12 protein-coding genes are annotated in these 11216 nt (G+C 56.2%); 8 read left to right on the forward strand and 4 right to left on the reverse strand.

Annotated features, from left to right (window positions below):
* Positions 1–109: 109 nt before the first annotated feature.
* The 4 genes from BMY54_RS22340 (at position 110) to BMY54_RS22355 (ending at position 2195) form a co-directional block, all read left to right on the forward strand.
* The gene (locus BMY54_RS22340) at positions 110–802 is read left to right on the forward strand and encodes a transposase (RefSeq protein WP_093437576.1); all 693 of its coding nucleotides are present in this window, start codon (positions 110–112) and stop codon (positions 800–802) included.
* Positions 802–1098 (forward strand): ParB N-terminal domain-containing protein, encoded by a 297-nt coding sequence (locus BMY54_RS22345; protein ID WP_175559649.1) that lies wholly within the window; start codon positions 802–804, stop codon positions 1096–1098. Before BMY54_RS22340 ends, BMY54_RS22345 begins: the two co-directional genes overlap by 1 nt.
* On the forward strand, positions 1095–1574 hold the full coding sequence (locus BMY54_RS22350) for a pentapeptide repeat-containing protein (protein WP_093437581.1): 480 nt from the start codon (positions 1095–1097) through the stop codon (positions 1572–1574). Before BMY54_RS22345 ends, BMY54_RS22350 begins: the two co-directional genes overlap by 4 nt.
* A 225-nt stretch (positions 1575–1799) precedes the next feature.
* Positions 1800–2195 (forward strand): DUF6911 family protein, encoded by a 396-nt coding sequence (locus tag BMY54_RS22355; protein ID WP_093437585.1) that lies wholly within the window; start codon positions 1800–1802, stop codon positions 2193–2195.
* Positions 2196–2284: 89 nt separating this feature from the next.
* On the opposite strand, the gene BMY54_RS22360 is transcribed toward BMY54_RS22355, so the two are convergent.
* Together BMY54_RS22360 and BMY54_RS22365 are read right to left on the reverse strand one after the other, a co-directional pair.
* Positions 2285–3328 (reverse strand): LLM class flavin-dependent oxidoreductase, encoded by a 1044-nt coding sequence (locus tag BMY54_RS22360; RefSeq protein ID WP_093437590.1) that lies wholly within the window; start codon positions 3326–3328, stop codon positions 2285–2287.
* A 152-nt stretch (positions 3329–3480) separates the two neighbouring features.
* The gene (locus BMY54_RS22365; RefSeq protein WP_016987069.1) at positions 3481–3966 is read right to left on the reverse strand and encodes a flavin reductase family protein; all 486 of its coding nucleotides are present in this window, start codon (positions 3964–3966) and stop codon (positions 3481–3483) included.
* 324 nt (positions 3967–4290) lie between these two features.
* On the opposite strand from BMY54_RS22365, the gene BMY54_RS22370 reads away from it, so the two are divergent.
* Positions 4291–5697, forward strand: coding sequence for a purine-cytosine permease family protein (locus tag BMY54_RS22370; protein WP_093437595.1), 1407 nt, complete (start codon positions 4291–4293; stop codon positions 5695–5697).
* A gap of 249 nt (positions 5698–5946) precedes the next feature.
* Positions 5947–7047, forward strand: a complete 1101-nt coding sequence (locus BMY54_RS22375) for a polyamine ABC transporter substrate-binding protein (RefSeq protein WP_093437600.1) — start codon at positions 5947–5949, stop codon at positions 7045–7047.
* A 126-nt stretch (positions 7048–7173) separates the two neighbouring features.
* Here BMY54_RS22375 and BMY54_RS22380 read toward each other — a convergent pair whose 3' ends face one another.
* Positions 7174–8148: a TerC family protein gene (locus BMY54_RS22380; RefSeq protein WP_093437605.1), complete on the reverse strand. Its 975-nt coding sequence runs from the start codon at positions 8146–8148 to the stop codon at positions 7174–7176.
* Between the two features lie 164 nt (positions 8149–8312).
* Here BMY54_RS22380 and BMY54_RS22385 point away from each other — a divergent pair, with 164 nt between their 5' ends.
* The gene (locus tag BMY54_RS22385; RefSeq protein WP_093437610.1) at positions 8313–9257 is read left to right on the forward strand and encodes a Dyp-type peroxidase; all 945 of its coding nucleotides are present in this window, start codon (positions 8313–8315) and stop codon (positions 9255–9257) included.
* Here the strand turns inward: BMY54_RS22385 and BMY54_RS22390 are convergent, their stop codons facing one another.
* Complete coding sequence (locus BMY54_RS22390) at positions 9258–10046, reverse strand: AraC family transcriptional regulator (RefSeq protein ID WP_093437614.1); 789 nt, start codon at positions 10044–10046, stop codon at positions 9258–9260.
* A gap of 84 nt (positions 10047–10130) precedes the next feature.
* On the opposite strand from BMY54_RS22390, the gene BMY54_RS22395 reads away from it, so the two are divergent.
* Positions 10131–11129 (forward strand): bile acid:sodium symporter family protein, encoded by a 999-nt coding sequence (locus tag BMY54_RS22395; protein ID WP_093437618.1) that lies wholly within the window; start codon positions 10131–10133, stop codon positions 11127–11129.
* Positions 11130–11216: the final 87 nt, after the last annotated feature.

An 11216-nucleotide genomic window follows, 5' to 3' on the forward strand; every position in this document is an offset into this window, starting at 1 on the left:
GGTCAGACCACTTTAATGTAGTTGGCTGCAACAATACGTAAAAATTTGCCGTCATTTGTGCCTTGCGGCCCGCTAAGCTTTCAGTTCGACCAATTGAAAGGATTCATCGATGCCGCGTAGACCACGAGTTTTGATACCAGGCGTTCCGTTGCACTTGATTCAGCGAGGAAACAATAGGTCTGTGTGTTTTTTTACCGACGAAGACTATCTTTTTTATCTGGAGCTTTTAGACGAACAGGCTTCTAAAAATGAATGTGATATTCATGCGTGGTGCCTAATGACCAATCATGTTCACTTGTTAGTCAGTCCTCATTATGCCAACAGCGCAAGCCTGCTGATGAAAGGTGTCGGCCAGAGATACGTCCAATACATAAATCGTGCGTATAGTCGCAGCGGAAGTTTGTGGGAAGGCCGGTATCGTTCATGCCTTGTTGAGAGTGAACGATATTTGTTGTGCTGTTATCGATACATCGAAATGAATCCCGTCAGAGCGAAAATGGTAAATCATCCGGCAGAATATCGCTGGTCAAGTTACCGTGTTAACGCACAATCAGAGCGATCACACATTGTTACCCCTCATGCTCAGTATTTGGCGCTTGGAGGGCAGGGAAGGCAGCCGGCAGAAGCTTACCGCGAACTGTTCAAAAATGATTTAGAGTCAGAATTGGTTGACCAGATTCGTGACGCGACCAATGGAAATAATGTTTTTGGCGGTTCAAAGTTTGCTGTTGATGTCGAGGAAATGATCGGTCGTCGCGTGCAGCGAGGGAGCCCGGGACGGCCAAAAAAATCGATCATTTAGTGAAAACGTGGTCTGTCCCCTTTTCTTCACAGGGCGACTCGACTATTAGTGCACAAAATTTTGTATCGCTACCTGCCATTCAGAGATACGTTGATCGACTTCTTGCTGGAGATAAAGCTCCGGCAATCAAAATGGATGGTAATGTAATTGTTGATGGGAATCATCGATATATTGCTGCCAAAATACTGGGGCTACAGCCTGACGTGGTACCTTGGGTTCTACCACCCAACAAAGTTGGCGTTACTAAATCTATATTTGATGTCAAAGTTGATCCGGCTGACTGGGGTAATAAATGATAACTTTGTATTTTGAAAGCGGTGAAACTTTGCAGTACGCTTGCGATAGTTTTGTCGGTCTGGATTTTAGTGCGGCTAACTTGCATCGTGCTATATTTCAAGGATTGGATGTCAGTAATGCGAACTTTGCCAACGCAAATCTAAGAAATGCTATTTTTGACTTTGCTATCCTGAATGACTCCAAAATGAGCAATGCAGCATTAATGAATGCCGCATTGACTTGTGCAGAAATGAAAGGTGTAGACCTTTCGGGCGCTAATGCTGTTGGTGCAATTTTTGCTGGTGCAAATCTTGCGATGTCTAATCTAAAGAGCTTAGGTGTGCGAGGTGCATGTTTTAAAGGAGCTAATCTATGCGGTGCTTATTTCGTGGTCGAGCATATAGAAGAGTCTGATTTGTCTGGCGCTAAGTATGACAGCGAAACTGTTTGGCCAAGCGGTTTCAATCCCGTTGTACATGGAGCAATAAAGATTTGAAATATTGCTGAAAAGCGACCGTGCAAAGGCAACTGGTGTAGCTGACGTGTCGGCGAGTTCTGCAATCGCCCGTGCTGGGCTGACAGACGAAATTTTGGGTCGGACACTATTACGCATTATCAAAAGCACTATGGGTGATGTGGTCTGTCCCATTTATTTAAGAACTCGCGACAGGTAAAACGCTTTGTTGGGGTTCAGGAAAGAACAAAATAAAGGTGGGTTGGTATGAAGCGCTCTCTCTCTTGGACGGTCGGTTTTGGCAGAACCTGTGAAGGTGGCACGCAAAGAGATCCATCTTGGAACGATATCGTTGCGCACCTTGAAGAGTCCTGCCGAAATTTGGGGAGTGTAACCCTGGATATTGAAGAATTAGCAGGCTTCGAACTCTTGACATTGCAGGTTGTTGCAGAGACAGGCAAGTACGCACTGACGCTCGGCGTTGATGATGGCGATGACTACGATGTCAAAGTATTTTGCGGCGATAAAAATCGTGGCGGAATCATGCATATCCAAGGCGACGCCGTTGCTGGTTCAGCCATCTGCTCAAATTTTGAGATTGTCGTGGAGATATTCAAGCAGCTCTTCGACAGTGGCGGAGTGTCGCCAGCGCTCATGAACTGACGTTTAACTCGAGCGACTCCGGCCAAAACAAAAAACGCCCCAAATCACCCGGGGCGTTTTGCATTTATCGAACACTAAATTTCGGACGCTCACCGAAATGCCGGCACCACATGCTTGATAAACAGCTCCAACGATTTCTTCTTCTCCTCATGCGGCAAGCTGTTGTCACACCAGAAACTGAACTCATCCACCCCCAATTCCTGGTAGTACTTGATCCGTGGAATGATCTCTTCCGGCGTACCAATCATCGCCGTCTTGTGCAAACTCTCCAGCTCAAACTCCGGACGCCCGGCAAACTTCTCTTCCGGGCTCGGCGCGAGGAAACCGTTGACCGGCGTCTCCTTGTTACCAAACCACGCATCGAAAGTGCGGTAGAAGCGTGAAATAGCTTTCGCGCCGACTTTCCAGCCATCCGGATTATCAGCGGTGTGCACGTGAGTGTGGCGCAGCACCATCAATTGCGGACGCGGCACATCCGGGTTGTTATCCAGCGCAGTCTGGAACTTGTTCTTCAGGTCGAGGACTTCTTCGTCGCCCTTCATCAGCGGCGTGACCATCACGTTGCAGCCGTTGGCCACGGCGAAGTTGTGCGAATCCGGGTCGCGGGCGGCGATCCACATCGGTGGGTTCGGCTTCTGGATTGGCTTCGGCACGCTGGTGGAGGTGGGGAATTTCCAGATGTCGCCGTCGTGGGCGTAGTCGCCTTGCCACAGGGCGCGGACCACCGGGACCATTTCGCGCAGTGCCTGGCCACCGCTGGAGGCGGGCATGCCGCCGGCCATGCGATCGAATTCAACCTGATAGGCGCCACGGGCCAGGCCGACTTCCATGCGGCCATTGCTGATCACGTCGAGCAACGCGCATTCACCGGCAACCCGCAGTGGGTGCCAGAACGGCGCGATGATGGTGCCGGCGCCGAGGTGGATGGTGGTGGTTTTGGCGGCGAGGTAGGCGAGCAGCGGCATCGGACTCGGCGAAATGGTGTATTCCATGGCGTGGTGTTCGCCGATCCACACGGTGCTGAAACCGCCGGCTTCGGCCATCAGGGTCAGTTCGGTGAGGTCTTCGAACAGTTGGCGGTGGCTGACGCTTTCGTCCCAGCGTTCCATATGGATGAACAGGGAAAATTTCATGACGCTTCCTCGGATCTTTTGTTGTTGAGGCTACAAAACTTGTAGGAGTGAGCCTGCTCGCGATGGCGGTGTGTCAGAAAACTTATCGAAATCGGATAAATCGCTATCGCGAGCAGGCTCACTCCTACAGTTGATTTGTGCGGGGCTGACGATCAGGCCAGGACGGGCAGGGCGCCCATCTTGCCGTGGCAATACACCAGCGGGCCGGCGATTTGCTCGGGAACGATCAGGTTCTTCACCGCGCCGACCATGATGGCGTGGTCGCCGCCTTCGTATTCGCGCCACAGTTCACACTCGATGATAGCTGTCGCGTTGGCGAGGATCGGGTTACCCAGTTCGCTCAAGGTCCATTCGATGCCTTGCGCCTTGTCCTTGCCTTTGCGGGCGAAGGCGTAGGCTTCGCTTTGCTGGCCGCCGGAGAGAACGTGAATGGCAAAGCGCTTGTTCTTGATCAGCACCGGGTAGGAATCAGAGCTGTAGTTGGGGCAGAACAGCACCAGCGCCGGGTCCATCGACAGCGAGCTGAACGCACTGGCCGTCAGGCCGACGATCTGGCCGTCATCGTCCAGCGTGGTGATAACGGTTACGCCGGACGGGAACGAGCCCATGACTTGTTTGTAGATGGCGGCATCGATCATTGGTCGGTCCTCGGGTGTGGTGCTGCTATTTTTATGTGTTTGTTGGTCTGATGGTATACCAGTATTCGATCTTTGCAAGGCCTTTTAAGCTGAACCGATAAACGTGCCGCGTTCGTCGGAAACTCAGCATTTACGGGGCTTTCGGCTGGTCTGCAGGCCACGGTTTCAGCGAGGATGGCGTATCAGCTGGCGTCGTAAACTACGGATCAGTCTTGTGAATTGTTTGGAATACCATAATATGGTCTGCATCTGAGGGGCGGCCAGAGAGTCCCCCCGGTTTGGCTTCATACAACGATAAGAACAGACAAACTCGAGTTCATGCATATGTCCCAGATGTCCCGGCAAGATCCGTTGATCGAGAACCATACGGTCGACTACGTCCCACTCGCGGAACGCCACGGGAAGGCCCGCGACCTATTCACTCTTTGGTTCAGCACCAACATTGCGCCACTGCCCATCGTCACCGGCGCCATGGTGGTTCAGGTGTTCCATCTCGATTTGCTCTGGGGGCTGCTGGCGATTGCGCTGGGGCACATGATCGGCGGCGTGGTGATCGCGCTGGCCTCGGCGCAAGGCCCGCGCATGGGCATTCCGCAGATGGTCCAGAGTCGCGGCCAGTTCGGCCGTTATGGCGCGCTGTTGATCGTGTTTTTTGCGGCGATCATCTACATCGGCTTTTTCATTTCCAACATCGTCCTGGCCGGCAAATCCATCGTCGGCATTGCGCCGTCGGTGCCGGCGCCGTTGAGCATTCTGATCGGCGCACTGGCGGCCACAGCGATTGGCGTGATCGGCTACAACTTCATCCATACGCTGAACCGCATCGGCACCTGGGTGATGGGCAGCGCGTTGCTCGCCGGGTTCATCTATATCTTTGCCCATGACTTGCCGGCGGACTTTCTCACTCGCGGCAGTTTTAACTTGTCCGGCTGGCTGGCGACGGTATCGCTGGGGATCATCTGGCAGATCAGTTTCTCGCCGTACGTGTCCGATTACTCGCGTTACCTGCCGGCGGACATTGGCATTGCCAAGCCGTTCTGGGCGACTTATCTGGGCGCGACGCTGGGGACGATTCTGTCGTTCAGCTTCGGTGCGGTTGCGGTGCTGGCGACCCCGGAAGGTACCGAAGCGATGGTCGCGGTCAAGCAATCGACCGGGTGGCTCGGGCCGATTCTGATGGTGTTGTTTCTGCTGAATATCATCAGCCACAACGCGCTGAATCTGTATGGCGCGGTGCTGTCGATCATCACCTCGATCCAGACCTTCGCCAGCCAATGGACGCCGAGCATCAAGGTGCGCGTCGTGTTGTCGAGCGTGGTGCTCGCGGGTTGCTGCGTGGTAGCACTGGGTGCGTCGGCGGATTTCATTTCCGAGTTCATCGGTTTGATTCTGGCGTTGTTACTGGTGCTGGTGCCATGGGCGTCGATCAACCTGATCGACTTCTACCTGATCAAGCGCGGCTGCTACGACATCACCTCGATCTTCCGCGCTGATGGCGGGGTTTACGGGCGCTTTAATCTGCACGCGATCATTGCCTACTTCATCGGCATTATTGTGCAGTTGCCGTTCGCCAACACGTCGCTGTATGTCGGACCGTACGCCAATCTGGTCGACGGCGCGGACTTGTCCTGGCTGGTGGGCCTGGTTGTCACCGTGCCGCTGTATTACTGCCTGGCGACACGCGGCCAGACTCAGCAGAGCAGGGCGGCGAGGTTGGGTTACACCGACTGAGCTGATCCGTTACTCAACAATGCCCGGCCAAGTGCCGGGCATTGTTGTTTCCGCATCCTGGCGGTCAATCAAATTGGCCACATCGATCCCCTTTTGGCCCATCCCCCACTGTGCTCCAGCTACGCTGTCAGCAAGAATCAAAACCACAACAAGACGCTCGACCCTTTTTACCCTTGGCTACCTTTACAGCCGCTGCCGTGTACAGAACATAAAAACCATCGAACTCACGCTGCCTTTTGGGGAACAACCATGGTCACGATGAAACGCATTCTGGGTGCCACTGTGTGTGGGCTGACGCTGCTGGCCGGCGCTGTCCAGGCTGAGCAACGCGAACTGCGCGTGTACAACTGGGCGGACTACATCCTGCCGTCCGTGCCCAAGGATTTCGCTGCAAAAAGCGGCATCAAAGTGACTTGGGATACCTTCGATACCAATGAATCCCTGGAAGCCAAGCTGCTGACCGGCAACTCCGGTTACGACCTGGTGGTGCCGTCGAACCAGTTCCTTGAAACGCAGATCAAGGCTGGCGTGTTTCAGAAGCTGGATAAATCGAAACTGCCGAACTGGAGCCATCAGGATCCGGAGCTGTTGAAACTGCTGGGCAAGAACGATCCGGGCAACCAGTACGGCGTGCCTTACATGGTCGGCACTGTGCTGATCGGCTTCAACCCGGCCAAAGTCAAAGCGGCACTGGGCGACAACGCGCCGGTGGACAGCTGGGATCTGGTGTTCAAACCGGAGAACATGGAAAAACTCAAATCCTGCGGTGTAGCGATGCTTGATTCGCCGACGGAAATCCTGCCGTTGGCCCTGCATTACCTGGGCCTCGACCCGAACAGCCAGAACCCCGCCGACTATGAAAAGGCCAAGGAGCTGATGCTCAAGGTTCGCCCGTACGTGACCTACTTCAACTCGGCCAAGTACATGACCGACATCGCCAACGGCGACATCTGCGTGGCGATCGGTTACTCCGGCAGCTTCTATCAGTTCGGCAACCGCGCCAAAGAGGCCGGCAACGGTGTGGTGGTCGACTGGCGCTTGCCGAAGGAAGGCGCGCCGATCTGGTTCGACACCTTCGCGATTCCGAAGAGCGCGAAGAACGTCGCCGAAGCGCATGAATTCCTCAACAACCTGCTCGATCCGAAAGTGATCGCACCGATCAGCGACTTCCTCGGCTACCCGAATGCGAACAAGGATTCGATGCCGCTGATCAACAAGGAAATCACCGGTAACCCGAACCTTACACCGACCCCGGAAGCACTGAAAAACCTCTACGTCGTGCAGCCGTTGCCGCAGAAGCTCGAGCGCGTGCGTACGCGGGTGTGGACCAGTATCAAGTCTGACAAATAGATATGGGCTGAACGAAATCCCTGTGGGAGCGAGCTTGCTCGCGAAGGCGTCGGATCATCCAGCATCATCGTTGAATGACACACCGCTTTCGCGAGCAAGCTCGCTCTCACAGGTTTATGTAGGGTGTCATTCGGTGCTGCGTTCAGCATTTCGGGTGATGACAAGGCTCAGCAAAACCGAACTCAGGATGACCCCACCCACCACCGCCAGCGACCATTCCACCGGCATGTGCAACCACGGCATCAACACCATCTTGCCGCCGATAAACACCAACACAATCGCCAGCCCATACTTGAGCAGATGAAAGCGGTCCGCCATATCTGCCAGCAGAAAATACAGCGCGCGCAGGCCCATGATCGCGAAGATATTCGAGGTGAAGACAATGAACGGATCAGTCGTCACGGCGAAGATCGCCGGGATGCTGTCGACCGCGAACATCAGGTCACTGGCCTCGATCAGCACCAGCACCAGAAACATCGGCGTGGCCCAGCGCACGCCATTCTGCAAGACGAAAAACCGTTCGCCATGAAAGCTGCTGGTGATGCGCATATGCCCGCGCACCCAGCGCAGCAACGGATTCTTGTCCAAGTCTGGCTGGTGGTCGGCAAACACCAGCATCTTGATCCCGGTGATGATCAGGAACACGCCGAACGCGTACAGCAGCCACTCGAACTGCGACACCAGCCACACGCCGGCGAAAATCATCACCGCGCGCATCACGATCGCCCCGAGCACGCCGTACAGCAACACCCGTCGCTGTAACTCCGGCGGTACGGCGAAGTAGCTGAAGATCATCACGAAAACGAACATGTTGTCGATCGACAGCGATTGCTCGATCAGATAACCGGTGAGGAATTCGAGGGTTTTCTGCCGGGCAATGTCAGCGCCGAACGCACCGTGCAAATACCACCAGAGCAGCGCCGCGAAACTCAGTGCCAGCAGGCACCAGGCGATGACCCAGGACAAGGCTTCGCGAACCGACACCCGGTGCGCCTTGCGCCCACCGAAGACAAACAGGTCCAATGCCAGCATGGCAAGCACGAAGACGATGAAGGCGGCCCACATCCACGGTTCGCCGATATTGATGTTGGTGGCTGGCATGTCACGCTCCCTGTCTATTCTTGGATTGGGGTCAGACGAGGCCATGCTAGCGACGAGTTTGCGGCAAAGAAAAATCGTTTATTTCTACGCAACAGTTCGATAAAAACGAACTATCTGCCCTCGTTATCAGCTCGGGCATTTTTTACGGAGCAATGTTTTCAGCGATGAATACCGACATTCTCGAACCTCAAGCGGTGTGCAGTCCGATCACCAGCAGTGCGATTTTCATCGTCGCGACGCTGAATGCCGGGCCTGAAACCGCGCAAACCGTCAAAGACTGGTGCGGCGATGTCGCCGGGCTGGTGCGTTCGGTTGGCAAGCGCGTACCGACCGGCAATCTGACCTGCATCTGCGGCTTTTCCTCGAACGCCTGGGATCGTCTGTTTGGCCATCCGCGCCCGGCGTCGCTGCACGGTTTTCGCGAGTTTGGCGAGGAAGGGCGGCACGCGCCGGCAACCCCGGGCGATCTGCTGCTGCACATTCGCGCCGATCAAATGGATCTGTGTTTTGAACTGGCCACGCAGATCATGGCGGTTCTCGGCGATGCGGTGACGGTGGTCGACGAAGTGCAAGGTTTTCGCTATTTCGACATGCGCAGCATCATCGGTTTTGTCGACGGCACGGAAAACCCGGTCGGGCGCAAAGCGGTCAACTTCACCATCGTCGGTGACGAAGACCCCGAGTTCAGCGGCGGCAGCTACGTGCTGGTGCAGAAATACCAGCACAACATGACCGCGTGGAACGGCCTGAGTGTTGAAGCACAGGAGCGCGTTATCGGTCGCACCAAGCTCTCCGATATCGAACTGGATGACGCGGTCAAACCGAGCAACTCGCACAGCGCACTGACCACCATCACCAACGCAGCCGGCGAGGAAGTGAAAATCCTCCGTGACAACATGCCGTTCGGCCGGCCGGGGGCAGGGGAGTTCGGCACCTTCTTCATCGGCTACGCGCGCTCGCCGGAGCCGATGGAGCAGATGCTGGAAAACATGTTTGTCGGCAAGCCACCGGGTAATTACGACAAGTTGCTGGATTTCAGCACCGCCGTCACTGGCAGCCTGTATTTCGTGCCGTCAGCGGACTTGCTGGAAGCACTGGCGGATCGCTGATCAGCGAAAAAACTCCCCCGGCGTTTCGCCAAACTGTTGGCGAAACGCAGCGATAAACGCCGAGGTCGAGTCGTAACCACAGGCCAGCGCAACGTCGGTGACGCGTTCGCCTTTTTCCAGCGGTGTCAGTGCACCGAGCAGGCGCAAACGCTGGCGCCAGGCGCGGAAGGTCAGGCCGGTGTCACGTTGAAACAGGCGGGTTAGGGTCTTTTCGGTGACGCCGAACTTCTCGCTCCAGTGGCTCAGTGTGGTCTGCTGTTCCGGGTGTTGCTCAAGGCTCTGGTAGATCTGCTTCAAGCGGGCGTCTTGTGGCAACGGCAGCATCAGATCGATCTGCGGCGCCTCGGCCAATTGATCGAGGATGACTTGGGCCAGACGTCCGTGCGGGCCGCTTTGCTCGTATTCCACCGGAACCTCACTGAACGCGCGAATCAGTTCCCGGAGCAGGTCGCTGACGCCCAGCACATGGCAGCGCTCAAGCGCCCATCCGGCGTAGCTGCAATCGATGTAGAGACTGCGCATTTCCGTGTGCGGCGAGCTGAACACCCGATGCGGCACGCCCGCCGGGATCCACACGGCGCGCTCCGGCGGAGCGACAAAGCGGCCGGCGCTGGTCTGGATTTCCAGCACGCCCTGAATCGCGTAGGACAACTGCACCCAAGGGTGGCTGTGGCGTCGGGTCAGGGCGCGATTGGGCAGCGATTCGGTGCGTCCGTAGAGTGGACGCGGCAGGCTGGGCAGCCCGGGAATGCTGCGACGGACGCTTTTCTCATGTCCTTTAGGCGGCATCTTGTGACCCTTCGGCGTTAGTCGGTAATTGGCAGTCAAGTTAGAGTCGTCGGCACGCACTGGCAACCCCCGGATGAACCGACCATGACTCGCCCCCGCTTTTTGCCTGACAACTTCACCCTGACGCTGATCGGCGTCGTGTTGCTGGCCAGCTTCCTGCCGGCCAGCGGCCAGGTCGCCGTCGGCTTCGGCTGGCTGACCAACCTCGCCATCGCGCTGCTGTTTTTCCTGCATGGCGCCAAGCTCTCGCGCGAATCGATCATTGCTGGCGCCGGCCACTGGCGCCTGCATTTGCTGGTGTTTGGCCTGACGTTTGTCCTTTTCCCGCTACTGGGCCTGGCGCTGAAACCGCTGCTGTCACCGCTGATCGGCGACAAGCTGTACATGGGCATGCTTTACCTGTGCGCATTGCCGGCCACGGTGCAGTCGGCGATCGCCTTCACCTCGCTGGCGCGGGGGAATATTCCGGCGGCGATTTGCAGCGCGGCGGCGTCGAGTCTGTTCGGGATTTTCCTCACTCCGCTGTTGGTGACGCTGCTGCTCGACGTACACGGTGATGGCGGTTCGACGCTGGATGCGATCCTGAAAATCAGCGTGCAATTGTTGCTACCGTTCATTGCCGGGCAGATCGCCCGTCGCTGGATCGGTGCGTGGGTCGGACGCAACAAGAACTGGCTGAAGTTTGTTGATCAGGGTTCGATTTTGCTGGTCGTCTACGGCGCATTCAGCGAGGCGGTCAACGAAGGCATCTGGCATCAGATTCCGCTCATCGAGCTGCTGGGGCTGGTGGTGGTCTGCTGCATTCTGCTGGCGCTGGTGCTGTTGGCGTCGACGCTGTTGGGCAAGGCGTTTGGCTTCAGCCAGGAAGACCGCATCACCATTCTGTTCTGCGGTTCGAAAAAGAGCCTGGCCACCGGCGTGCCGATGGCGCAGGTGTTGTTTGCCGGCAGCACGATTGGCGTGTTGATCCTGCCGTTGATGCTGTTCCATCAGATCCAGTTGATGGTCTGTGCGGTGCTCGCTCAGCGCTACGCCAAGCGCCCGGAATCGGTGCCAGAGCTGATGGCACAAGTCGATCCATAACACACCCCACCGTGTAGGAGCTGCCGCAGGCTGCGATCTTTTGATCTTGTCTTTTAAAAAACAAAGATCGCAGCCTTCGGCAGCTCC

It is taken from the genome of Pseudomonas sp. ok266 (assembly GCF_900110195.1).
Classification (GTDB): domain Bacteria; phylum Pseudomonadota; class Gammaproteobacteria; order Pseudomonadales; family Pseudomonadaceae; genus Aquipseudomonas; species Aquipseudomonas neuropathica.